Source organism: Gemmatimonadota bacterium (assembly GCA_009838645.1).
GTDB lineage: Bacteria > JAAXHH01 > JAAXHH01 > JAAXHH01 > JAAXHH01 > JAAXHH01.
Map to the genome: position 1 here is coordinate 15,612 of VXRC01000002.1, position 24,906 is coordinate 40,517.

General features: G+C 63.9%; 21 protein-coding genes. 9 read left to right on the top strand and 12 right to left on the bottom strand.

The genetic code is table 11. The features are described 5' to 3' along the window. Positions 1-34: 34 nt before the first annotated feature. Together F4Y38_00870 and F4Y38_00875 are read right to left on the bottom strand one after the other, a co-directional pair. Positions 35-1,369 carry an alpha/beta hydrolase gene (locus F4Y38_00870; GenBank protein ID MXY47828.1) on the bottom strand — a complete coding sequence of 445 codons (1,335 nt, stop codon included), beginning with the start codon at positions 1,367-1,369 and terminating at the stop codon, positions 35-37. A 16-nt stretch (positions 1,370-1,385) separates the two neighbouring features. Beyond that, a complete protein-coding gene (locus F4Y38_00875) occupies positions 1,386-2,645 on the bottom strand; it encodes an aminotransferase class I/II-fold pyridoxal phosphate-dependent enzyme (protein MXY47829.1) in 1,260 nt (419 codons plus the stop codon). 148 nt (positions 2,646-2,793) lie between these two features. Between F4Y38_00875 and F4Y38_00880 the strand changes: the two genes are divergently transcribed. The 4 genes from F4Y38_00880 to F4Y38_00895 are packed head-to-tail and all read left to right on the top strand — an operon-like array spanning position 2,794 to position 7,451. Beyond that, complete coding sequence (locus F4Y38_00880) at positions 2,794-4,233, top strand: hypothetical protein (GenBank protein MXY47830.1); 1,440 nt, start codon at positions 2,794-2,796, stop codon at positions 4,231-4,233. A gap of 11 nt (positions 4,234-4,244) precedes the next feature. Then, a complete protein-coding gene (locus F4Y38_00885) occupies positions 4,245-5,066 on the top strand; it encodes a tungsten ABC transporter substrate-binding protein (GenBank protein ID MXY47831.1) in 822 nt (273 codons plus the stop codon). A gap of 27 nt (positions 5,067-5,093) precedes the next feature. Next, entirely contained in the window at positions 5,094-6,116 is a 1,023-nt protein-coding gene (locus F4Y38_00890; protein MXY47832.1) for a Gfo/Idh/MocA family oxidoreductase, read from the top strand. 18 nt (positions 6,117-6,134) lie between these two features. Beyond that, positions 6,135-7,451, top strand: coding sequence for a hypothetical protein (locus F4Y38_00895; protein MXY47833.1), 1,317 nt, complete (start codon positions 6,135-6,137; stop codon positions 7,449-7,451). A gap of 28 nt (positions 7,452-7,479) precedes the next feature. Here the strand turns inward: F4Y38_00895 and F4Y38_00900 are convergent, their stop codons facing one another. Then, positions 7,480-7,842, bottom strand: a complete 363-nt coding sequence (locus F4Y38_00900) for a hypothetical protein (protein MXY47834.1) — start codon at positions 7,840-7,842, stop codon at positions 7,480-7,482. Positions 7,843-8,100: 258 nt separating this feature from the next. On the opposite strand from F4Y38_00900, the gene F4Y38_00905 reads away from it, so the two are divergent. Beyond that, a complete protein-coding gene (locus tag F4Y38_00905) occupies positions 8,101-9,885 on the top strand; it encodes an alkaline phosphatase family protein (GenBank protein MXY47835.1) in 1,785 nt (594 codons plus the stop codon). A gap of 24 nt (positions 9,886-9,909) precedes the next feature. Here the strand turns inward: F4Y38_00905 and ppk2 are convergent, their stop codons facing one another. Together ppk2 and F4Y38_00915 are read right to left on the bottom strand one after the other, a co-directional pair. Further along, complete coding sequence (ppk2, locus tag F4Y38_00910) at positions 9,910-10,824, bottom strand: polyphosphate kinase 2 (protein ID MXY47836.1); 915 nt, start codon at positions 10,822-10,824, stop codon at positions 9,910-9,912. A 29-nt stretch (positions 10,825-10,853) separates the two neighbouring features. Further along, complete coding sequence (locus tag F4Y38_00915; protein ID MXY47837.1) at positions 10,854-12,035, bottom strand: hypothetical protein; 1,182 nt, start codon at positions 12,033-12,035, stop codon at positions 10,854-10,856. A 239-nt stretch (positions 12,036-12,274) separates the two neighbouring features. Between F4Y38_00915 and F4Y38_00920 the strand changes: the two genes are divergently transcribed. The 3 genes from F4Y38_00920 to F4Y38_00930 are packed head-to-tail and all read left to right on the top strand — an operon-like array spanning position 12,275 to position 16,672. Continuing rightward, complete coding sequence (locus F4Y38_00920) at positions 12,275-14,983, top strand: peptidase M14 (protein MXY47838.1); 2,709 nt, start codon at positions 12,275-12,277, stop codon at positions 14,981-14,983. A gap of 58 nt (positions 14,984-15,041) precedes the next feature. Further along, positions 15,042-16,241 (top strand): starvation-sensing protein RspA, encoded by a 1,200-nt coding sequence (locus F4Y38_00925; protein ID MXY47839.1) that lies wholly within the window; start codon positions 15,042-15,044, stop codon positions 16,239-16,241. Then, positions 16,046-16,672, top strand: coding sequence for an RDD family protein (locus F4Y38_00930; protein MXY47840.1), 627 nt, complete (start codon positions 16,046-16,048; stop codon positions 16,670-16,672). The genes F4Y38_00925 and F4Y38_00930 overlap by 196 nt, the downstream gene beginning before the upstream one ends. 17 nt (positions 16,673-16,689) lie before the next feature. Here the strand turns inward: F4Y38_00930 and F4Y38_00935 are convergent, their stop codons facing one another. The 7 genes from F4Y38_00935 to F4Y38_00965 form a co-directional block, all read right to left on the bottom strand. Next, on the bottom strand, positions 16,690-16,902 hold the full coding sequence (locus F4Y38_00935; GenBank protein MXY47841.1) for a hypothetical protein: 213 nt from the start codon (positions 16,900-16,902) through the stop codon (positions 16,690-16,692). A gap of 283 nt (positions 16,903-17,185) precedes the next feature. Beyond that, positions 17,186-17,425 carry a hypothetical protein gene (locus F4Y38_00940; protein ID MXY47842.1) on the bottom strand — a complete coding sequence of 80 codons (240 nt, stop codon included), beginning with the start codon at positions 17,423-17,425 and terminating at the stop codon, positions 17,186-17,188. A gap of 98 nt (positions 17,426-17,523) precedes the next feature. Beyond that, a complete protein-coding gene (locus F4Y38_00945) occupies positions 17,524-17,775 on the bottom strand; it encodes a hypothetical protein (protein ID MXY47843.1) in 252 nt (83 codons plus the stop codon). Positions 17,776-17,908: 133 nt separating this feature from the next. Continuing rightward, entirely contained in the window at positions 17,909-19,198 is a 1,290-nt protein-coding gene (locus F4Y38_00950; GenBank protein ID MXY47844.1) for a phosphoribosylformylglycinamidine cyclo-ligase, read from the bottom strand. Positions 19,199-19,218: 20 nt separating this feature from the next. Then, a complete protein-coding gene (locus F4Y38_00955) occupies positions 19,219-20,721 on the bottom strand; it encodes a hypothetical protein (GenBank protein MXY47845.1) in 1,503 nt (500 codons plus the stop codon). A 13-nt stretch (positions 20,722-20,734) separates the two neighbouring features. Then, positions 20,735-21,169 carry a YkgJ family cysteine cluster protein gene (locus F4Y38_00960; protein ID MXY47846.1) on the bottom strand — a complete coding sequence of 145 codons (435 nt, stop codon included), beginning with the start codon at positions 21,167-21,169 and terminating at the stop codon, positions 20,735-20,737. 259 nt (positions 21,170-21,428) lie between these two features. Next, positions 21,429-21,842, bottom strand: coding sequence for a RidA family protein (locus F4Y38_00965; protein ID MXY47847.1), 414 nt, complete (start codon positions 21,840-21,842; stop codon positions 21,429-21,431). Positions 21,843-22,205: 363 nt separating this feature from the next. Here F4Y38_00965 and F4Y38_00970 point away from each other — a divergent pair, with 363 nt between their 5' ends. Then, a complete protein-coding gene (locus tag F4Y38_00970; protein ID MXY47848.1) occupies positions 22,206-24,890 on the top strand; it encodes a BamA/TamA family outer membrane protein in 2,685 nt (894 codons plus the stop codon). Positions 24,891-24,906 lie beyond the last annotated feature (16 nt).

Below are 24,906 nucleotides of genomic sequence, written 5' to 3' on the forward strand. Positions count from 1 at the left end.
CGGGATCTTTCACGCCAGTACCCCTTTGCGCGCGCTAGCGGGTTTCATCTGACCCATCTCCTTCGGCCGGCGAGTCCTGGTCATCGACAAACCCCGACTTCTCCAGGAATGCCAGGACTTTCTCCGCGTAGGCCTCCCGGTCCATTTCCCAGATATCGCCGTGGGTCGCGCCGTCGGCCACGTACATCTCCTTGCCGGCACCGGGAATCTGCTCGAACAACCGTTCGTTATTCGCCACCGGCATGCGCCGGTCCGCCGTGCCGCCCACCAGGAGCACGGACGTGTCTTCCAGTCCGGACACCGCGCAGCCGATGTCCAGGTCATCGATCCTGATGCCCACGCGAAGTTCCGTTATCGTACTCGTCAGGAACCCGAAGGGCACCGTGGGCAGGCCGAACATCCGGCTCAGGTCGCTGCGCAGCGTTTCGGAGGCCGCGTAGAAGCTGCTCTCGGCGATGACGGCGTCGATCCCGGGCTCTTCCGCCGCCGCCAGCAACGCGGTGGCCGCGCCCATGGAAACGCCCCACAGGATGACCGGCCCCTCCTCGCCCCGTTCGTCGACCGTGTATCGCAGGGCCGCCTGCACGTCGCGCCATTCGTAATAGCCGAATGTGGTCAAATCGCCTTCACTGTCCCCGTGGCGGCGGAAGTCCAACAGGAGCCCGCTGAACCCGTTTGCGTGCAGGAAGGCAGCCTGGTCGAGCATCTGACCCCGGTGGTTGGTGTGGCCATGGCAGTAAATGACCGTGCCCCGGCCGGTTTCGTTCGGGATGTACCAGGCGGCCAGGTTCAGACCATCGGACGTGGTCAGCGATACGTCCTCGTAGGCCAGACCGTGGTCCGCGGGGGTGTCCCGCGCCGTGCGGCGGGGACCCACGCTACCGGTGTAGAGGGTCGAAATGAGGTAGGGCAGGGCGATGAAGACGAGCAGAAGGATGACCACGACGCCCATGGCAGCGCCTCGATAGGAAACCTGTCTCCGGCGCATGGCCAAGGCAAGAACCGGCCAGATCAGCGTGCCCGCGATGAAGGTGACGACCGGCCACAGGACGACGTGGGGAATGACCAGGCCGAAGAGGACGTTGCGGCCCCAGGTGAAATACTCGCCTTCGAGCCCCGCCGTCTTGCCCAGTACCGCCAGCAGGATGATCAGCAGGCGGACGCCCGCCGTATAGCGCAGTGCCGCGGAAAGAAACCCGCCGTAACCCCTGCCCGCGCGGAGACAGATGACCGCAAGCCATGCGGCGGCGGCCGGGATGGTCCAGTTGATGTTGAAGGGACCGCCCGCAGCGAGGTTCGTGACGTCCAGCAGGAACCACAGGACGACCAGGCCCCAGGTAACGATCAGGGGCAGGCGGATGAGCGACATTGGCGGCCCCGTGCTGCTAGCTGGTCTTGCCCAAAGCTTCTTTCAGCACGTTGAGGAAGACTTCCGTTTCCCGCTCGTCGCCGGAGGATACGCGGATCCACGTGGGCATCTGCTGCCTGCGCCGGTTCGTCACCATGACGCCCTTCTGGAACATCTCCCGCATGATGTTCATCGACGGCTTGCCCAGGTCGACCATCATGAAATTGCTTTCGGACGGGATGTACTCCAGCCCCATCTTCGTGAATTCGTCTTCCAGCCGGTCCCGGAAATGCTGAACGACCGCCCGGGAGCGGTTGTAGTGGTTCTTGTCCTTCAGCGACGCCTCGCCCGCGGCCATGGCCAGGGCGTTGGCGCGGCCCGTGCTGTAGAACCGCAGCTTCTGCTGGATGGCCTGGCTGCAGATCCCGTACCCAAGGCGCATGGCAGGCATGCCGAAGACCTTGGAAAAGGTACGGGTGACGATCACGTTGTCGTACTTCGTGGTCAGCGAGGCCGCGGTCCGGTACTGCGGATCCTTGACGAAATGAATGTAGGCCTCGTCGATGACCACGATCACGTTCTCGGGCACGGCGGCAACGAACTTCTCCGTCTCTTCGAAGGAGAGCAGCGTGCCGGTCGGGTTGTTCGGATTGGTGATGACCACCACGGACGTCTTCGGCGTGATGGCCGCGAGCATGGCGTCCAGGTCGTGCGTGTAGTCCTTCATGGGCGTGCGGATGATGTTAACGTCGAGACCGGCGAATTGCTGGTAGATCTCGGCAGCACCCGAAATGTCGCCGTAGCCCATATCGGCCTCGATGACCTCGGTGCCGCCCTTGCTCAGGTAGGTCAGCGCGATTTGGGAAAGGAGCGCGCCGGATCCCGCCGTAATGTAGAAGGGAGTCTGCCTGAAGAAACGACCTCCACCGCCCATACGACCCGTACCGCCGAACCTGGGAGGGGGGGGCGGCAACTCCATACCGTCGAACTCGGCCAGCGCGCCGTAGATGTCGCCGCCGCCGAAGGAATACCGGTTGATATTGAACATGTTCTCGGCGATGGCCTCCAAGGCCCGCGGGGATGGTCCGATGGGGTTCTCGTTCAGCGCCATGCGTACGAGACCCGGCTCGACGCCGATCCCGTGGATGTCCTTGGCGGTAAGGCCGCCCGAAGCCATGGTCTGGGCCAGGGCCAGGCGATCGGCCAGCGTAAGCGCGGCGCCTGCAGCCAACGCTCCCGAGAGAAAACGGCGGCGGGAGAGGCCGGAATCGACCGTCTCCTTGATACGGTTCAACATGAAAGTGCTCCCTGTGTGTGTGGACGCGGCCGCGAAGCGGCGGCGGTCGAATTCGACCCATCCGCATGTACGTATAGCATTTACGTTGATGAGCCGGTTCGATTACGATGTCGAATATACGCGCCCGGGGGTGTGCTGACAACCCTAAATGTCACGGAACCGGGACTCGAAACCGGGCAAGGCACCGGGCGGATTCGTGTATACAAATTGGATACATCCGAACCGCCGACTTTATTCTAACATAATCCTGCTATTCTATTCCCGCGGACGGCTGCTGCAACCGGTTCAATATTTCTTGACACCAAATCAACCCGCCCATACTATCCCTTTTTCAAGACCTGCCATCAATTACTGGATCGTCTACCGGCGTATACCGGCGAATCCGGCTCACTTTCGCGAAGCCCGGGAGAACCGATACACTGGAGGGATTGAGCCCATGCGGACCAGATGCGCCCTTTTGTGCGTCCTTGCACTTTCCGTCCTGACGTACGTCGTTCCCGCCGCCGGGCAGGACGCTGGGCAGGAAGAAGACCGTTTCTCCTGGAACGGAATGATCAGGACGCGGCTGCAGGGCGACTACCAGGATGGAAGCCGCGCGGTGAACCGGTTCATGTACGGCTTCTTTCTCAACGGCACGTTCCGCCTCACCGACCGGATCGACGTGGCCGGCCGGATCAAGACGGGGAACCCCAATGCCATCGTCACCTCGGAATGGATGTCCTACGGCGACTTTCTGGTAAACGAGCACCCCCATGTTTCATGGGCGTACGTCACGGTGCGTCCGAACCCTTCGCTGGCCCTCATCGCGGGCAAGTTCCCCCTGCCCTTCTTCCGGCCGACGCAGGTGGTCCTTGACAGCGACCTCTCTCCGGAGGGCTTCGCCCAGCAGATCGTGATCGACAGCGAGGACGGATCATCGTCCTTCGGTATGAACTTCGGCCAGTTCATGATCAACCAGTTGGCCTCTCCGGTGAAGGACCTCGACCGCACGTACTTTCTGGGTGGACAGTTGGTGGCCCGCTTCAACCAACCGGGAAGTTCGCAGACGCTGGCCGCCGCTATCTACTCCGTGTCCGCCGCGGATTCTATCTTTGTCGCGCAGAATCTGCGATTTCCGTCGCCAATCGTCGCGCCGAACTCCAACCGGGCGAACCGGTACAGGGACGGTTACCTGTCCGAGTTCCGCATGATCAACCTCAGCGGTCAATATACCCGAACCGTGAACGGGCGTCCGCTGACCGTAAGTGCCGATTACGTGTTCAATACCGGGGCCAACGACATGCGCCAGGGCATCACGGGCATGATTACCTACGGCAGCACGGCGCGGGTCGGCAGCACGCGGGGCGGGATCCATGCCTTTCTCATGCAGCAGGACGCCACCCTGGCGCCTTTCAGCAATATCGACTACTCCCAGACCAATACGAAGGGTGTCGGACTACTGTTCGGTCACCATGTCATCGAACGGTTTAGAGTCGACATCGCGCTGTATACCCGCAAGTACGATTCCCCCGAAACGCTCGTCTCCCCCGTGGCCAACAACGCGTGGCGTACGCGCCTCCGCTTCATGTTAAGTTTCCTGTTGAACTGACGGCCCACAGCATGCGTCTCGGTTCTATTTCGCTCCAGCTGCTTTTCGTCGCGGTCTTTGCGGTCTTCGTGGCCGCCGCGGAAGCGCAGCCGCGCCTCAAGCTCGCAACAACGACCAGCACCGACGACTCCGGCCTGCTGGACATCCTCCTTCCGCCCTTCGAGGAAAAGGGGGCGGGCGGGATCCGGGTGGACGTCATCGCCGTGGGTACGGGCAAGGCCCTGAAGCTGGCCGAGAACGGGGACGTGGACGCGGTCCTCGTACACGCGCCGAAGCTTGAGGAGGCCTTCGTGGCCGCCGGCTTCGGGGTGGACCGCCGGGACGTCATGTACAATGATTTCGTCGTCGTAGGTCCGTCTGCCGACCGGGCACAGATCGCCGGAACGAAACGGGTCGCCGACGCCTTCGCCACCATCGCGCGAAGGGAAGCGTTGTTCTTCTCGCGGGGCGACCTGTCCGGCACCCACCTGAAGGAACGGGCGATCTGGGACCTTTCCGGGATCGAGCCCTCGGGGGACTGGTACGTGGAAGTGGGCCAGGGCATGGCGGCCACGCTTCGGATGGCGGACGAGAAGCGGGGTTACGTGCTGATCGACCGGGGCACCTACCTGGCCCTGAGGGAAACAGTGAACCTGCGGGTCCTGGTAGAATACGATCCCCCGCTGCACAACCCCTACAGCATCATCGCCGTCAACCCCGAGCGCTGGCCGCACGTCAAGTACGGGCGGGCGCGGGCGCTCATCGACTACGTGACCTCGCCGGAAGCCCAGGCCATCATCGGCGGATACCGGAAATACGGCCAGCAGCTGTTCACGCCGTCCGCGACGGACTAAAGCGCACGAAGCAGAGGAGGTATTAAATTGATACGCATCGGCATCCTGGGCATCGGTTTCATGGGGACGACTCACTTCATGGCGATCAAGCACCTGGCCAACGCGCAGGTGGGGGCCATATGCACCCGGGACGAACGGAAGCTGAGCGGTGACTGGCGGCATATCCAGGGCAACTTCGGGGGCGGAGGCGGCGTGCAGGACCTTACAGGCATCCGTACCTGTACCGATATCGACGAGGTGCTGGGCGACCCGGACATCGACCTGGTCGACGTGTGCCTGCCCACGGCCCTGCACCACGACGTCGTCCTGCGCGCGCTGGACGCCGGCAAGGACGTCATCGTCGAGAAACCCATCGCCCTCGGGCTGGACGAGGCGGACCGCATGATCGACCGGGCGGGGGAAGCCGGCAGGACCCTGATGGTCGCCCACGTGCTGAAGTTCTTCCCCGAGTTCGCCTTCCTCAAGGCCGCCATCGACGACCGCCGCTACGGCCGCCTGCTGGGCCTGCACCTCAAGCGGGTCATCTCCAAACCCCTCTGGGGAGAGGGCAACTGGTTCGGAGACTACGAGCGCACGGGCGCGGCAGGCATCGACCTGCACATCCACGACACCGACTACCTGCGGTACCTCTTCGGCATGCCGGACAGCGTGCACGCCGACGGCAGGACGAGTCCGAACGGCTACGTGCTCTACCTGAATACGCAGTACGGATACGACGACCGGGACATCACCGTCTCGTCCCAGTGCGGGGCCATCAGCTCGGCCGCCTTCGAACACGGATACGACGCCTATTTCGAGGAAGGCACGCTCTGGTACAACGTGCTCTCCGAACGGCCGGTCACGCTCTACACGCCCGACGGCGGCCGAACCGAACCGGTAATCGACTTTCCCGAAGCCTTCGAGGCCCAGTTGGGATATGCCGTCGACGCCCTGGAAAACGGCACGGAGCCCGACCTGGTCTCGGCCGGCGCGGCCCGCGACGCTCTGCGGATCTGCCACGGAGAGGCCGAATCGGTGAAGACGGGGAAGACCGTGCGGTTCCCGGACTGAACCGACCGAATTTCTACTATGCCCCAGCTGCATTTCGGCACCGGCCGAACTCTCATCACGCCGCCAGTGGGGATTGAGCTCTGCGGATACGGTCCCTACCTCGAGCGGCGGTCCACCGCGGTACACCAGGACCTTCATTGCACGGCCCTGGCCTTTTCGGACGGGGACCGGACTTTCGTTTGGGTATCGAACGACCTCGTGTGGACGGACCGCTCCCTGGTCGACGAGACCCACCGCATCGTCCGCGACCGGTACGGCCTCGACCCGGTCCGCGTAGTCATCACCAACACCCATACCCATTCCGGCCCGGCCACCATGAAGACCGTGGCCTGGGGAAAATGGGACGAAGATTACACGGCGGGGTTGCCGGCTTTGTTCGCCGGCGCCATTGGGCAGGCCGTGTCGAACCTGGAACCCGGGCGTATCGGGTTCGGGAGAACGCCCGTGCCGGACCTCTCGGTCAACCGGGTCGACGAGGGCGGGGAAGCCGACGGGGAAGCGCTGCTGATACGCATCGACGATTCCCGTGGCCGGATGCGCGCCGCCGCGATCAATTTCGGCGCCCACCCCGTTACACTCGGCGCCGACTCCTTAATCTGCGGCGACTATCCGGCCGATGCCATCGGGAAAATGGAGCAGGATCGGAAAGGCCTGCGTGTGCTGTTTTTTCAGGGGAGTTGTGGCGACCTCAACTGCCGGGGATTCGGCGATGGCATGGATAGGATGAAGTCGAACGGTTCCCTCCTCCGCGATCATGTCCTGCCCGCCCTGGACGAAATCGGGACGGACCCGGAGGTCGACCTGGACGGCGACACCTTCGAGGTCGCGCTACCCATGGAAGTCCCGGACCGGGCGGACCGGGCGGCGCTCGAGTCGGAACTAGCCGATAGTCGCGACCATCTCGAGGCTGCGGGCATTGATGCGGATCCCGCGGACCTGCGCAAACTGCGTTTCGAGGCGGACTGGCGTGCACAGCGCCTCGGCCTGCTCGACGGCCCCCATCCGCAGCGGCTGGAATTCCGCGTTTCGTGGATGCGCGTCAACGATGCCGTGTTGATCGCCCATCCGCTGGAATTGTTCCTGACCTACGGTAAGCAGGTCCAGTCAGCCTCCCCTTACCCAAACACCATGATCATAGGGTACGCCAACGAGACCGTCGGCTACCTGGCGCGGCCGCAGGACTTCGACCAGGAAGGATTCGGCTGGTACGCCGCGGTGTTCGCGCCACGGATCTGCCGTCATCTGCCCTTCGAACCCGATGCGGGCACCGTGTTTCGTGATCACCTCATCGCCCTGCTTCACCGGATCAGGCAACGGGAAACATCTACCGACTGAATGTTCGACAAAACTGCCATTGTTTCGGTTATTGCGACTCCTTTGAACTGTTCGTTGCGGAGATGCTCATGTGACCTTCTACCCGGCCCAGCCGGCCGTTCATGTCGTGCATCTCCCCATGTAGCGACTTGATCTCACCGAAGACCGCCATCCGATCGGTACGCATCTCCTCGCGTAAGGTGCTGAATCCAGCGTGCATCTCCTCACGAAGCGATTTGATCTCACCGAAAATGACTACCCGGTCCGCACGCATCTCTACGTGTAAGGTATTGACTTTTTTATCCATCTCTACGCGCAGAGACTTCGTGATCCGTCCCGTTGAGGTCACTATTCCGAGCAACAGGACCCCCGCCGCGCAAATCACCTGGGTAATCACCATGAATTCCGTCATTTGATTCTACAGCCCCCTTTCCTGGACGCGACCCTGCGTTGACAACGCTCGATAGTACACTATCTTAAAATCAGCCGGCTGCCGTACCGTCCTGAACGTACCTGACCCGGGCATGAAGTCTACGGCCATGGTTCGATCGGGACCCGGAACCGGCAACAGCGACCGGCAACCGTGTTTAAAGGGTTAGTCATTGGCATTTACCGTAACCTCGTAATAAAAAAGCTCCTGTAACACATCCGACCTCTGAAAGGGCCGATCATGTCCATAACCGGTTTCACCAGGACGGGTTTGATCCTGTCGTTTATATTGCTCATTACGCCTGCTTCAGCGGTATACGCCAACGGCGAAACGGTTCTCCGGGAAGCAGCCGGACCGACCGCGCCGACCGACCCGCCCGCACAGTCTTCGGCGTCCGCACCGACCAACCCACCCGCGCAGTCATCGGCTTCCGCGCCGACCGATCCGCCCCGGCTCGCGGTGCTGATCATCATCGACCAGTTCCGCCACGACTACCTGCAGCGGTTCGACGACCTCTTCGTGGAGGACGGATTCCGCCGGTTCATGGACCGCGGCGCATGGATGCAGGACGCCCGTTTCACGCATGTGCACGCCTCCACTTCACCGGGCCACAGCGTGGTCACCTCCGGCACCTACGCCTACAAGACGGGGATGGTCAACAACGCGTGGTACAGCCGGTCCACGGGGGTGTTTCGGCCGTCGCTGGTAGATCCGGAAAGCCACATCCTCGGATTGTGGCCCACCGCGACCGGACGCGCCTCCACACGGGAACTGGTCGGCTCTTCCCTGGCGGATGAACTGCGCATGGCCACGCGCTACCGGGGCAAGGCCATCACGATATCACTCAAGGACTACAGCGCCATGATCTCCGCCGGGAAGCTGGGCGCGCCATACTGGTTTGAAGCGGGCCTGGGCCGGATCACATCGAGCAGCTTCTTCATGGACGACCTGCCCGACTGGGTCAAGCGCTTCAACGACCGGAACATCCCTAACCAGTCCTTTGGTCGCACATGGGACCGCCTGCTGCCGGAGGAACTGTACCTGGAACGGGCGGGGAAAGACGTCCGGGAGGGCGAGGAGGACAACCGGAACAGCGGGATCGTCTTTCCTCATGTGACGAAAGGCGGCCTGGAGGAACCGGGACCCCGTTACTGGAACGCCTTCAAGCACACACCCTGGTCCACGGACTACCAGCTGGAATTCGCCCGGCAGGCGATCATCGAGGAAGAACTGGGGCAGGATGATACCCCGGACGTCCTGGTCATCAGTCTCTCCGCCAATGACTACATCGGCCACGATTTCGGCCCATTCAGCCAGGAATCCATGGACGCCACCCTGCGCACGGACCGGCAACTGGCGGACTTCTTCGCCTTCCTCGACGAGCGGGTCGGGCGTGACCGCACCCTCCTGGTCCTGACGGCCGACCACGGCGCACTGGAACTGCCGGAGCAGTTGGCGCTCAGGGGTCTGGAGGCCGGACGGGCCGGTCCCGAACCGCTGACGGCCCTGGTGGAGGAGGCCCTGGACGGGCTGCACGGGGAAGACGACTGGGTCCTGCACGTGGCGGAATCGGGCGTGTACCTGAACTGGGAGGCCATCGACAGCCGCGGCCTGAGCCGGGCCGACGTGGAAGAGACGGCGGCCGCGGCCGTCGTGACCCATCCGGCCGTATGGAAGGCCTATACGCGCCACCGAATCGAGCGGCGGCTGCTGCCGGAATCAGACCTCACGAAGACGGTCTATCACAGCTTCCATTCCGAGAACAGCGGCGACATCATGCTCATCTCCACGCCCTTCTACCTGCTGCTGGGCGAATACGGGTCGGCCACGGTGGGCACCTCCCACGGATGGCCCCACGACTACGATACGCACATACCGATCATGTTCCACGGCCCGTGGATCGCACCCGGCCACTACCGGAACCGCGTCGACGCGGCGGACATCACGCCGACGATCTGCAACCTGCTGCGGATCACCCTGCCGTCGAACCGCGACGGGCGCATACTGGGCGAGATCCTCAGGTAGGCGTGCCGGCGGCGCGCCGGAACTTCAGTACACTTCGGGGATGAACCGCTGGTCGTCCATGGGGGGGCGGACGTAACCGGAGTCGGTATCGCGGTCCGGCAGATCGATTTTCGACGTAGGAGGATCCTTGTCGTAGGGGAAGAGGCTGAGCAGGTGGGTGATACAGTTCAGGCGCGCGCGGCGCTTGCTGTCCGACGGCACGACGTACCATGGCGCCTGCTTGATGTCGGTGTAGTTCATCATCTCGTCCTTGGCGTGCGAATACTCGTCCCACTTCATGTAGGACTGCAGGTCCATATCGCTGAACTTCCAGCTTTTCAGGGGATCCTTGATCCGGTTCTTGAACCGCCGTGCCTGCTCCTTCGCGCTCACTGAGAACCAGTACTTGATCACGTGGATGTCGGAGCGGACGAGCATGCGTTCGAACTCGGGGCAGGACCGGAGGAACTCGCGGTACTCCTCCTCCGTGCAGAACCCCATCACCCGGTCGACGCCCGCGCGGTTGTACCAGCTCCGGTCGAAGAGGACGATCTCGCCGGCCGAAGGCAGTTGGGCGACGTACCGCTGGAAATACCACTGCGACTGTTCCCGGTCCGTCGGCTTGGCCAGGGCGGCCACGCGGCAGACGCGGGGATTGAGCCGCGCGATGATGCGGGAGATGGTGCCGCCCTTGCCGGCCGCGTCGCGGCCCTCGAAGATGACCACCACCTTCAGGCCATGGTCGACCACCCATTCCTGGAGCTTGGACAACTCGACCTGCAACCGGGCCAGTTCCTTCTCGTAGTGTTTCTGCTTAAGTTTCTTCTTCGTTTTCTTTTCCCGGGTCTCAGGATGATTCCCGTCGAGTTTATTCACGCGCGTTCCTCCTCGTATCGCGAAGGGCCGACTGGTCGACGACCGGTTACCCGGCCCGTGACCGGCCGCTTTGTCACGGTCCATGCCAAGCCGCCCGGTCCGTCCGGGTCTCCTCAGCTTCCGCTCATCGTGAACCGCACGCCCATCCGGTCGAGCTCGTCGATCATCGTATCGAAACCGTCCCCGTAAATCGCCTGCTCGGGGGTAACGAAGGGTCGGCCGGGATGGGGCAGGTCTCCCCGGGCCGTCATCCGTGCGCCGATGGCCGCGGTGAAGGCCGTGGTCCGCGCCATGGAGGTGAAACCCGTCACTTCGTCGTACCGGTCGACCATCTCGGCCGTACGCGTGGCGGGCCGTCCGTCCTTCTCGCCGATCGCGGTGACGCGGAACGTCGTGATGTCGCGGTCCTCCGGGACCATTTTCACCCGGGGAAAGAGCACGGCGTCCACCACGTGCTTGGGGATCACGCTGGTGCCGTCCACGTCCACTGGCTCCTCGCTCAGCAGGCCCAGCTCGCGCAGCACGGTCACCTTGTGCGAATACCCCGGCCAGCGCACGGTCTTCTGCGTGCCGGTGCGCAGGCCTTTCAGCACATCCAACTCGAGGAGCCAGGGGAAGAACCCCTCGTGCCAGGCTTCGCAGTCCCCCACGCCGTCGAAGGAAACCGGTTCCGGGTCGGAGTAGCGGGGGACGTCCACGAGACGCCCGTCCTTCACCATCCGGGCCGTGGAATCACGGAGGGGCAGGCGCTTGCCGCCGAAGACGATCTTGTACCCCAGGGGCGGTTCGGGCCGCGTGGGAATGCCTCCGCACTGTATGTGCAGTTCGTCCGTCCGGTCGAGCTGCTCCGCCAGGCGGCGGCCCAGGATTTCGGTCAGTCCCGGCTCCAGCCCGCAACCCAGGATGACGAAGCCCCGCGAACCGGAAAAGCGCGCCTTCATGGCGTCGAGTTCGTCCCGCGGCACTCCGGCAATGTCCAGTCGGGTAAGGTCCATGTACGGCATGCCCGCTTCGAGAGCGAGCGGAAAAGCCGTCATGCTCGCCTCCCTGGGCAGGGCCGCCACGCCCGCCGCGTGATCCCTCATCACGGCAATGGATTCGTCCCGGTCGTTCATGTCCAGTCGACGGTAGGCGACCTTGTTCGCCCCCGGCTTGTCCCGCAGCGTTTCGCGGCAGGCCCCGAGCTGGTCATCGCTGAGATCGCAGACCGTAACGCATTCCACCTCATCGTCCACCATGGCGTTGTACGCCGCCGCGGGTCCCATCAGGCCGCTGCCGATCACGAGTATACGCACGGGTGCCTCCGTAATGGATCAAACCTGTCGGAACGCAGGTAAAAAGCATGTTGTGGTAGTGACAGCGTCGGAAGTCAGGATCACAATTAGCACGCTGGAAGGGGATCGCGTCAAGGCCAATCTGGCCGGGATGCCGCACCGGATAAACCTTGATCCGGTCCCCCGGCGCCTGTATCTTGGCGCTTACGTTTTCCTCCAAATACCCATCGTATCCGAGCCTCATTCCATGTCAGGAACTGATGATGAATCGAGTCCATCCTCGCGCGTTTTCCGCAGTCTTCCTCTTCGCCTTCGGCCTGGTCTGTGCCCTTGTCCCCGGTACCGTCCGGGCGCAGGACCTTCCATTCGCCATGGAGGTCCGCGTGCCCGGCGTCGAATCCTACGACCCGGCCATCCCCCGTCCTGAATCGGTAATCGGCCACGTGGTGGGCGACACGCACACGCGGTCCCACCTGGTGGCCGCCTACTACCGGGCGGTGGCCGAAGCCTCGGACCGCGTCGTGGTAAGCCGCCACGGCGCCACCTACGAGGGACGCCAGTTGTACCACGCCGTGGTGACATCGCCGGCCAACCATGGGCGCCTGGAAGAAATCCGTCTGGCCAACCTCCGGCTGTCCGACGCGCCGGGCGAGGTGTCGGACGCCATGATCGAGACCATGCCCGTCGTCGTCCACATGGGCTACGGTGTGCACGGCAACGAGGCCAGCGGACCCGAGGCGGCCATGCTGGTGCTCTACCACCTGGCCGCGGGCCGCGGACCGGCCGTGGACGGCCTGCTGGACCGCGCCGTGATCATCATGGACCCCAACTACAACCCGGACGGGCGGGACCGTTTCGTCAACTGGGTCAACGCCAACCGGGGCCGGGTCGCCACGCAGGACGGCCAGGACCGGGAGCACGCGGAACCGTGGCCGGGCGGGCGGACCAACCACTACTGGTTCGACCTGAACCGGGACTGGCTCGTGGCGCAGCACCCTTCATCGAAGGGCCGGGTGGGTCTCTTCCACCACTGGCGCGCCCAGGTGCTGACCGACGTCCACGAAATGGGCAGCAACGCCACCTATTTCTTCCAGCCCGGCATCCCGAGCCGGAACAACCCGAACACGCCGGAACGGACCTTCGAACTGACGGCGGCGCTCGCGGAGCACCACGCCGAGTGGCTCGACCGCCACGGTGCGCTGTACTACTCCAGGGAGACCTTCGACGACTTCTTCTACGGCAAGGGATCTACCTTCCCGGACGTGAACGGCGCCATCGGCATTCTCTTCGAGCAGGCCTCGTCCCGGGCGCTGGAGCGGATGACAAACGACGGGGTCCTGACTTACCCCTTCACGATCCGCAACCAGGTCGCCACCTCGATGTCGACCCTGGCCGGCAGCCTGGCGCTGCGGACGGAGTTGCTCACGCACCAACGCGACTTTTACGCCTCGGCGCCCGAGGCCGCGCGGCGCAATCCCGTCAAGGCCTATGTCCTCGATCTCGGCGGAACGAGGACACGTACGCAGGCCCTCCTGCAGATGCTGCTGCGCCACCGCATCCGGGTCTACGAACTCGCACGGACCGTGCAGGCCGATCGAACCTTGCCGGCCGGGCGGATCGGGGGTTCCGGCGAACGTACCTTCCGCGCCGGCGAGGCGGTCATCATCCCCATGGACCAGCCGCAGACGCGGTTGATCAAGGCCTCGATGGAGCAGGTCACGACCTTCAAGGACTCCCTCTTCTACGACGTCTCGGCCTGGACCCTGCCTCTGGCCATGGGGGTACCGAGCGGTGAACTGCGCAGTTACTCCGACGACCTGGCCGGCGCAGAGATCACCGAAGCCGCCTTCGACGGCGGCGAGCTGATCGGCGGCCACGGGGCCTATGCCTACCTGATGGAATGGGACCGCTACTTCGCGCCGCGCGCGCTCTACCGGATCCTGGACGTGGGCCTCCGGCCCCGGCTGGCCAGGCAACCTTTTTCGGTGGCCGTAGGCGGACCGGACGGTTCCGGCAGCGCGGGTGGCCAGGGCGGCCCAGCCGGGCCGGGCAGCACAGGCGGCCCGACCACCATGGAAAGAACCTTCGACCGGGGCACGATCATCATTCCCGTCGCCCAGCGCGATGCCGCGTCCACCGTGACCGCCGCGCAGGTGCGGGCGCTGATCGACCGGGTCGTGTCGGAAGACCACGTCGTCGTCCACGGCACGGATACGGGCCTGACGCCCACGGGCGGCGACCTGGGCGGCCCCACCTCCCCGGTACTGGTCAAACCGGAGATCGCGCTGCTCTCGGGCCCCGGCACCCGGGCCTACGAGGTCGGCGAGACCTGGCACCTGCTGAACGAGCGGTTCGGCATTCCCGTCTCCCTGGTCGACGTCGACGGGTTCTTCGACCTGGACCTGGACCGTTACACGACCCTGGTCATGGTCACGGGCAGCTACGACCTGGATACGGAAGACGTGAACCGTCTGATGAGTTGGGTGCGGGAGGGCGGCATCCTCATCGCCTGGAAAAGCGCGGCCCGGTGGCTCATCGGCAAGGAACTGATCGACGAGGACCTTAGATCCGCCCGGCCCGATACCGTCGATATCCCCTATGAGCTGGTATCGTCCACGCGGGGGGCGCAGCGTATCGGCGGCGCCATATTCGCAGCCGCGCTCGACACCACCCACCCGCTGGCCTTCGGTTACGGCGACCAGGTACCGCTCTTCCGCAACCACGAGATCTTCTTCGAACCTTCCGCCACGGCCGGGGCTACGGTTGCCCGGTACGCGTCTTCGCCGTTGCTGTCCGGCTACATCTCGCCGAAGCGGCACGGAGAGCTGACGGATTCCGCCGCATTGATCGCCCGGAGGCAGGGTGCCGGCGCCGTCGTGCTCTTCGCCGACAACCCCAATTTCCGGGCATTCTGGTATGGCACGAACGGCCTGTTCCTGAACGCCGTATTCTTTGGGGGCGCGTTCTAGGCGCAACCCAGGAGCGTGGCCGGAGTGAACCGCGCATCCGTTACAGAAAGCCAATCCCATGCCCGTGAAAATCACCGACGTGAAGACCATCCTGACCCAGCCCGCGGGGTCGCGCCTGATCGTCGTGAAGATCCTGACGTCGGAACCCGGCCTCCACGGCCTGGGTTGCGCCACCTTCACCCAGCGGTTCCAGGCCGTCCATTCTGCCATCGAACACCACCTCCGTCCCTTCCTCGTGGGAAAGGACGTGGACGATATCGAAGACCTGTGGCAGACCGCCATGGTGAACGGCTACTGGCGCAACGGACCGGTCCTGAACAACGCGATCTCCGGCATGGACCAGGCCCTGTGGGACATCAAGGGCAAGCGGGCGGGCATGCCCGTGTACCAGATTCTCGGCGGCAAATGCCGGGAGGCGGCGGACACCTACGTCCACGCCGACGGGAGGTCACCGGAAGAGGTGGCGGAAAACGTACTGAAGTACATGGAGCAGGACTATCGGCACGTCCGCTGCCAGACCGGCGGATACGGAGGCCGAAAGCCGCGGGTCACCCCGCCCGAAGGCGCGAAACCCGGGGACTATTTCGATCCGCGGAGCTACATGCGCCGCACGGTGAAGATGTTCGAGCACCTGCGCGCGGCCGTGGGCGACGAGGTGGAACTGCTCCACGACGTGCACGAGCGGCTCACGCCCGCCGACGCCATCGTCTTCGCGAAGCAGCTCGAACCCTACAACCTCTTCTTCCTCGAAGACCCCCTGGCGCCCGAGGACAACGCGTGGTTCCGCCGCATGAGGCAGACCTCGACGACGCCCATCGCCATGGGGGAACTCTTCAACAATCCCGCGGAATGGCTGCCCCTGATCGAGGGACGGCTCATCGACTTCCTGCGCATGCACATCAGCCAGATGGGCGGCATCACGCCGGCCCGGAACGTCGCGGCCATGGCCGCCATGTACGGCATCCGCACGGCCTGGCACGGTCCGGGCGACGTCTCCCCGGTGGGCCACGCCGCCAACCTGCACCTCGACCTGTGGGCTCCGAATTTCGGCGTCCAGGAGTGGTGCCGCTTCAGCGACCTGGTCTACGAGATCTTCCCCGGCACCCCCGAAGTGCGCGGCGGCTACATGTATCCCAACGACCGACCGGGACTGGGCGTCGAAGTGAACGAGGAACTGGCGGTCCGGTATCCCTGCCAGGACGAAATCATCAACTGGACCCAGGCCCGGACGCCCGACGGAGGGCCCGCCCGGCCGTGACCTTCATCTCCGGCTACTCATTGTCCGAAGACTACGCCGGCCACCTCCAGCGGATCGGCGCCTTCGCCATCGACCTGGCCATCCTCACCGCCACGGGCGCCGTGATGGCGCTGGCCGCCGAATTCCTGGATGCCGGCTCGGACCCGGTCACCGTCCCGTTGCTGAGCGCGTTCCAGCTGCTCATGCCCTGGTTCTACTACGCGGCCATGGAGAGTTCGGCCAAAGGCGCCACGATCGGCAAGATGATCCTGGGAATCCGGGTGGCCGACGCCGAGGGGCATACGCCCACTTTTGGCCGCGCCGCGCTGAGGGCCATTCCCAAGTGCCTGCCCGTCCTCTGGCCGGGCTACCTCGCCGCGGTCTTCACCCAGCGCCGGCAGGCCTTTCATGACCTGATCGCGCGGACGCTGGTACTCAAATCCGATACCTAGCGGGAAAGAAACGTAAGTCAAGACGCCTTCTGCTGCGTAGTCAGCACCCCTTCCAGCCGGCCTATACGGGTGTCTATCCTGTCCTCCAAGGCGGCAAAACGTCTGTCCATCATGTTCTCGAGATAGTTGAAGCGCCTGTCCATCTTGTTTTCGAGATAGTCAAGACGCCTATCCATCTTGTCTTCCAGTGCGACCATGCGCGCTTCCAACGTCCCTAAACGCTTATCCATCTTGTCCTCCATGCATTACATGCGCTAATACAGTCTCTCCCTGACCAGTTTCTATTTGGACACTTCCTGTTTGCTATTATCGATTTTGGTCTCTACGCGTGAAACAACCTCAATCAAGTCTCTCAGTTTCTCTTCTACCGAAAGCATCCTGTTATTCAGGTCGCCATATGAGAAGAGCATTACCGTAACGGTGATGGCCGTCATCATTACATGCATTCCGGCGATTGTAACAACCGGAGTCCATGACCAATCTCTCTTGCTGTGTTCGCTCATTATTCAGACCTCATTCGTTTACCGATACGCGCAGGTAACCTTCGACGCGGCCAAGGCGCGTGTTCATGTCGTGCATCTCGGAACGTATCGAGGTGAGTTCCGTCCTCAATCCGGTCAATTCGGTCCGAATTTCATCCCGAAATTCCTTGTTGGATTGATTGATGAAAGTGACGACGGCGATTACGAGGATGCCTATGGCCGATACGATCTGCGCGCCAAAAGCCCAGTTTTCGCGGGACATTCCGGTCATCTTACAACCTCCTGGTGAGTGTGACGATGTGTGTATAGTCGGACCTATATGATTCAATAGTCAGAGATCTGCCTTCAGATCTCGTAGTTTTACCGTTTCTATTCGTTTACCGACACGCGCAGGATACCTTCGACACGGCCGAGGCGTGTATTCATATCGTGGATTTCGGAACGTATGGAGGCGAATTCGGATTGCATTTCCGTCCGCAATCCGGTCAACTCGGCCCGAATCTCATCCCGGAATTCCTTGTTGGATGAATTGATGAAAGTGACGACGGCGATTACGAGGATGCCTATTGCCGATACGATCTGTACTCCAAAGGACCAGTTTTCGCGGGACATTCCGGTCATCTTCCGACCTCCTGGTGAGTGTGACAAAGCATGAAAAACCGACCTCTAAAGCGTATCAGTCGGAGATCACCAGGCGATACTCGGAGTTTTTCTTGGAAAAAGTAAGAAGACAGGCTGGTAAAGACGCGACTACTCAGTCCCGCAGGGCGAGACTTTCTCCGCTGAGCGTCACGCCGATCGGCTCGATGACCACTTGGCGGGGGCCATCCTCAACGACGCCGGCAACCCATGCGCGGATGCCTTGCGCTTCGGCGCAGGCCACCGCCGCGCCCCCGTCTTCCGGGCGGACGAAGAGGGCGAAGCCGGTGCCCATGTTGAGACTGCCGTAGGCCTCACCAGACGTCTGGCGGGTCTCATCCACCATGAACTGCAGGACCTCTGGGACGGGGGGCACTTCGGTAATGCGGTAGGTGAACCGGCCGGGGTGGCGCATGATCTTCCGCCAGCCGTGGCCGGTGATGTTGGCTATGTAGCGCAGGCCGATGCCGGCCTCGAAGGCCGCTTCGGTAACGGGAGGATAGAGCACGGTAGGATCGAGCAGGGCCTCGCCGTACGTCCGGCCGCCGGGCATGACCGTGGCGTACCCTTCCGGCAGCCGCTCGGACAGCTTGCGCGCGAGGGTGAGGCCGTTGGCGTGGATGCCGCTGCTTTCCAGGAGGACGATTGCGTCGCCGGCCGCCAGGTCCTCGCCCAGGGTGAGGCGGGACTTCGGCCGGATGATGCCCACGCAGGAAGCGGCCAAGTCGATGGCGCCTTCCTCCACCACGCCGGTCAGGCAGGGCGTCTCGCCACCGCCCCAGGCCACGCCCAGGACGTCGCAGGCCGCCTTCCAGCCGTCGACCAGGTCGTTCATGCGTTCGGTGTCGTCGAACCAGTCCGAAGAACCGGCGGCCCAGTAGGCGTGGATGCTCAGGGGGCGGGCGCCCACGGTGACGAGGTCGTTGACGGCCGTGGCGATGGTGTCCTGCGCGATGTGGTCGTACCAGGTCCGCCCCGATGCCTTCGATGTTTCCGACCCCTTCGATATCTCCGACATCTCCGGCGGCCCCGACACACCCGACACCGCCTGCACCTCCCGCATCGCATCCGCCACCAGGGCCTTGGTGCCCAGGCATTCGGTGATGGAGGCGAGATAGGCGTCGCCGATATCCACTACGTAGGCCGACTCCCCGCGGCTGGCCGCCACCTCGCGGACACCTGTGTGCGCACCCGCGCGCTCGAGGTTGGCCCCCGTGGTCCGCGCCGCCTGCTGGGCGAGGACCTTCAAAGGATCGATCCGGTCGTAGTCCACACCGGAATCCTCGTAGGTCAGCCGGTTACCGGCCGGCGGACCACCAGGCGCGCCAGCTCCCGCTACCTGATCGCCCGTCGCGCCGCTTCCACCCGGCGCACCACTGCGGTCGCTCGTATGTTCGTCGGCCATGCCCGTCCTTTCGGAGTTCCTCAGGTTCCCGTGGTGAACAGTTCCCGCAGCCTGCGGGCCACGAGCTGGACTTCGCCTTCCTCGAGCTGCAGCGTGCGCGGACCCGGACCGTCGTAGATGATTTTCGGGTCGCCCGCGCGCAACAGCCGGCCCACGTCTTCCCGGGACAGGGGGATGACCACCTCGTCCCAGACCAGTTCCACGTCGCAGTATCCGTGGGTGTTGAGCTCGTAGCGGGCTACCAGGCCGTCGATGCCCTGCAGCTGGTCCGCCAGCCAACGGGCCTTCGCGTTCCAGGCCGCGATCTCCTCCTCCTCGTCGAGGGCCACGTACCGTTCCAGCGCGGCGACCAGGCCGACGATCTCCTCCTTGCCGACCTTCAGTCCCCGTCCGATGCCGTTGTTCGGCGCGTTCTGCATCCGGGCGGCCTCGATCAGGTCGGCGCGGCCCGCGAGGATCCCCGTCGAGTTCGGTCCGCGAATCCCCTTGCCGCCGCTGACCACGACCAGGTCGGCACCGGCTTCCAGGTACTTGGTCAGGTTCTCCTTCGGCGGCAGGTTGGACGCCAGGTCGATCATCACCGGCACGCCCCTGCGCCGGCCGATCTCGATGATTTCAAGGGGCATGAGGGTCTCGGGGTCGTGTTCCTGCCGGTGGCGCACGGGAAAGGGCGGGACACCCCGGGTCTGGTGCTCGATATAGGCCAGGCCGACGAGCAGCGCCGTCCGGTCCGTGATGGCCGCCTCGTATTCCGCGCGGGTGCCGGCCTCCACCAGCTTCATGCCCGCGAAGCCGAACACGTTGTCGTAGAAGAAGCGATGGGCCGTCTGGAACAGGCACTCCACCTTCGGCCAGGTCGGATCGGGCAGGAGCCCCATCCGTTCCTCGTCGGACCCGGTCAACACGCCTGCCGCGCCTACCAGCATCGCCGCGAAGGCGCCGGACGAGACCAGGGCGGCCTCCGCCCCCATGATCTCGGCGATGCGCCGTCCCGCCGCTTCGTGCAGCTCCGCCATGTCCACGAAGTATCGGTTGGCCTCGGCCATGGCCTCCATCACCTCGGCCGGCATGCGCGAGCCGCCCATACTCGAGAGGTGCTCGTGGGCGCCGACGTGGGGCCGTACGCCCAGCAGCCGGGTGTAGACGTTGTCCTTCAGATCGGCCGCCAGGGCCTCCGGGTCGCCGCCCATGCCCGCCGGGGAACCTCCAGCGCCGCCCATACCGCCCGAACTGCCGGCTTCGTCCGTGCCGCCCGCGCCACCCGTGCCACCGGAGCCGCCCGCGCCACCACCTCCCGATGATCCATCCATCTCGCCCGCACCGCTGCAACCGGACGCCGCGACGCCCGCCGCACCGGCCGCGCCGGCCACGCCGGCCAGGGCACTCACCCTGATGAAGGTGCGCCTGTCCAGCCGGTTCAGCCGGTCCAGCCGGTCCAGACCGTCCAGCTCGTCCAGTTCGTTTTCCGCTGCCGCCGAATCAGGCTCATTCACACGCTTGTCTTCCCGGATGTCCTCGTCCATGTGTCCACGCTCCCTACGACCGTTTCTTCGCGGCCATCAGGTTCTCCGTCCGGCTTGCCGCCTGTGCCTCGATCTCCTTGCGCGTCCATCGCTTCCCCTTGTTCATGCCCCCACACGTCTCCGCTTCCCGTTCCCACCGGCGTTTCGACTTCAGGATGTCCTGCCAGAAGGGATAGCTGCTGCACTGGGACGGCCGCACCGGATAGATGGAACACCCCTGGTCGTAGAATACGCAGGGACCGTCATCCGGAGAGACCAGGGAGACGTAGCCGTCGATCTCTTCCGTGTACTTTTCCAGGAAGGTTTCGAACGGCAGGTCCAGGTACTCGGCGATGCGCCGGAATTCCTTCTCGCTGCCGTAGATGAATCCACCCGGGAAGGTGCAGCAGTGGCCGCACCCGTGGCAGGAGAACTGCAATCCGTCGTGCCAGAACTTGCCTTTAGCCATGGCTATTGATCGTTATTGAAAGAGATTCCTTGTTCCTTCGCCAAATTAAAAAACGTTGATAAGAGTTCGAGCAGTTCCAATTCGCCGAGCCCGGGCATAGGATCGTGTATGGCTTAGCCAGACAGCAGCCTGTATCCAGTGCTGTGCATAAGGCATTAGTCGGCGCATTGGCGATTCACTCGTATCACCAAGTTAAATATCGCTCTGTCGATCACCACAGCCGGTGTGGCAGAACTCCCCGACCTTTCAGCCGAATCCCCTATTCTCCCACCGTGGCGATCACCTCGACTTCGCACCGCGCGCCGAAGGCCAGGCCGCTGCCGGCGAAGGCGCTGCGGGCCGGCTTGTCGCCTGGGAAGTACGTGACGTACACCTCGTTGAAGGCGGGCCATTCGGCGATGTCCGCCAGCATGACCGTGGCCTTGATCACCCGGTCCATGGAGGATCCGTTGGCTTCCAGGACCGTCCTGATGTTCTCCATGGTCTGGCGGGCCTCGCCCTGGATGCCCCCCGGCGCCAGGTCCGTCGTGCCTGGAATGTTTCCGATCTGCCCGGAGAGGAACAGCAAATGCCCTACACGCACGGCGTCCGAGAAGGGCAGGTTCATGCTCGCCGTGGTCTCCGAGGTGAGATAGACCGCCTCGGGTGAGGGTGAAGCCGGTTCCGACGACATTTCCGTAGCTTCTGTGGTCGCCGGCAGTTCCGACCCCTCCGGCGCCGCGGACATCGTGGGCGTCTGCGCGGCTTGTTGAGCATCCGTCGATGCGTCCTGAGCCTGTTCCGCGCAGCCCGCGGTCGACAGCAACACAAATCCGGCAAGCAGCAGCGGCATAACGCCAATTAACCGCGGCGAATCGGAAAGTAGCAGCGGTGCGAAGGTCTTCGCCAACCACATGAATGAATCGACAGGACGTAGCGTTCCGGTCATGTTTCGCTCCAGAGTTCAGAGGTGTCTGTTGCTGTGCGTCAACGTGGTTATATACTTGTAAAGGTAAACCTGAAACTAACAATTTGAAGTTGACCCGGTCAAGCATACATGTTATCTCTTGTGTTGCACAGGAGACACACAATGATCCGAGAGGCGTACTCGATCCGTCCGTGTCGTCGTCGATGGATCACCGCACTGCTTGTCGCCGCACTGTCCCTTGCGGGCGCCGATACGGCAGCGGCGCAGGCCGGCCAGCGCATCTTCCGCTCGATCCCTGCGCCGGGCGACACGACGCACGTAGCCGTACCGGGCGGGCGGTTCGAGAAGGGCGGTTTCGGCCGGTGGTTCTATGGCAGCGACTACCGCCAGCTCTGGACGACGCCGCTCGATCTGCCGGTCCTTGATCTGGATACCGTGGGCGGCGGGCTGTCGCCCATGCGACCCGGCGGCGCCGGCCAGTCCATTTCGCTCCATTTCATGGGCGAGGACGGCCGCCGCTACACGGTGCGCTCCATCGACAAGGACCCATCCAAGCGGTTGTTGGAGGAACTCAAGGACACGGTCGTCGAGGACGTGATCCAGGACCTCGTGAGCGCCCACCTGCCCGCGGCGGGCCTGGTGGTGGACGCCCTGATGGACGCAACCGGAGTCCTGCATGCGCCGCACCGGCTCGTGGTGATCCCCGACGATCCCAGGCTGGAATCGTTTCGCGAGGAATATGCCGGGCTGATCGGCACCCTGCAGGAACATCCGTCCGAAGCCCCCGGCAACGAGCCGGGATTCGCCGGTTCACGCCGGGTGAGCGGCTCGGAGCGGTTGTACGAGGGCCTCGAAGAATCCCCCTGCGAACGCGTGGACGCCCGGGCCTATCTCAAGGCGCGGCTCATCGATTTCCTGATCGGCGATTCGGACCGGCACCGGGGCCAGTGGCGCTGGGCGCAATTTCCGGTCGGCGACTGCTACACGTGGCTGCCGGTCCCCGAAGACCGGGACAAGGCCTTCATCGACCTGGACGGCCAGTTCATGAAACTGGTACGCCGTATCGAGCCCAAGTTCGTCCGCTTCCGGGAGAAATATCCTAACCACAAGGGGCTGTCCCGCACGGGCTGGGAACTGGACCGGAGGCTGCTGGCCGAACTGGAATGGAGCGCGTGGGAGACCGTGGTCGCCGCGGTACAGTCCGAATTGCCGGACCCGGTGATCGACGAAGCCGTCCGGCGGCTACCGGATCCGTTCTACGCGCAGGTGGGGGAATTCCTTGCCCGGACGCTGAAAGTGCGCCGGGACCGGCTCGATGAATTCGCGGCGCGGTACTACGGGTTCATCAGCGACCAGGTCGAGATCCGGGCGACGGACGAGGACGAGTACCTCGAACTGGATCACCGGACCGATGGCGCGCTGGAGATCCGCATCAGCCTGGCCGGGAACCGGGACGCGCCCTACTTCCGCCGCACGCTCTATCCTAACGAGACCAGCGAGGTCAGGATCTACCTGCACGGCGGGGACGATCAGACCAACGTCGTCGGAGACAGGGCGAGGATCAAGGTGCACGTGGACGGGGGCGGGGGCGACGACACCTTCGCGAACAACTCCCGGGCGGGACGCCGGACGACACGGTTCTACGACGCCCGGGGAAGCAACCTCTTCGAAGGCGGCCGGGCGCACGTCAACGAGCGACGTTTCGTGCGGCCGAGGAACGAGAGCGCGATCTCGCAGGACATCTATACCCTCGACTGGGGCCGTGTATCGGGTATTCGCCCGGTGGTCTACTACAAGTCCGACTTCGGCTTCTACGCCGGGCTTCAGTACGCCCGATTGAGTTATGGCTACCGGAAAGCGCCGTATGCCGCGCGATACGCCATCGACGTCGGCGTCGCCTCACGGGGTGGAGTTAAACCCTTCGTCATCTATTCCGGCCGGTTCCGGCATATGCTTCGGAGCCTGGACGGACAGCTGGAGATGGGGTACTCCGGCATCAACATGGTACGCTTCAACGGCTTCGGCAACGACTACAATCTCACGGAGGACGAGCCGTTCTACGAGCTGGAACAGGCGCAGTTCCTTCTCGCACCCGCCCTGTCATTCACGGGTTCCGGTGATGCGCACGGTAAGTGGAACCTGGCGGGCGGCCCCGTCGCCAAGATAACCAACACCTCATTAGACGAGAACGAAGGGAAGTTTATCGCATCCTACGAAACGCCGCTGTACGGGACGGGATCCTTCGGGCAGGCCGGGGTGCGTGGGGAAGTCGTCTTCGACACCCGCGACCATCCGGCTCACGCCCGGCGGGGCGTGCGGATCAGGCTGGCCGGTGAACTCTATCCGGCGCTGTGGGACGTCGAATCGATCTTCGGCAATGTCGCGGGGGAGGCGTCCACCTACCTCTCGGCGAACATCCCCGCCTCCCCCACCCTCGCCCTGCGCGTGGGCGGCAAAACCGTCCTCGGGGAGTATCCCTTCCACGAAGCCGCTGCGATTGGCGGTTCCGAAAACCTGCGGGGATTCCGCAAGTTCCGTTTCGCGGGGGATTCGGCGGTCTACGGCAACGGTGAGATACGTTTCCGGCTGGCCCCGATCAAGTTCCTGGTTCCCGGTGACCTCGGCGCGTTCGGCGCCGTCGACGTGGGGCGTGTATTCTACGGGGACGATCCGGGTAATGCCGACAACTGGCATATCGGCCGGGGCGGCGGGCTCTGGGTCTCCTTCACCGAGCGGCGGGCGACGCTGAGCCTGGCGATGATGGACAGCAAGGACAAGACCGAGCTGTACCTGTACTTCGGGTTCATGTTCTAGGGGAGGGCCGGGGGCC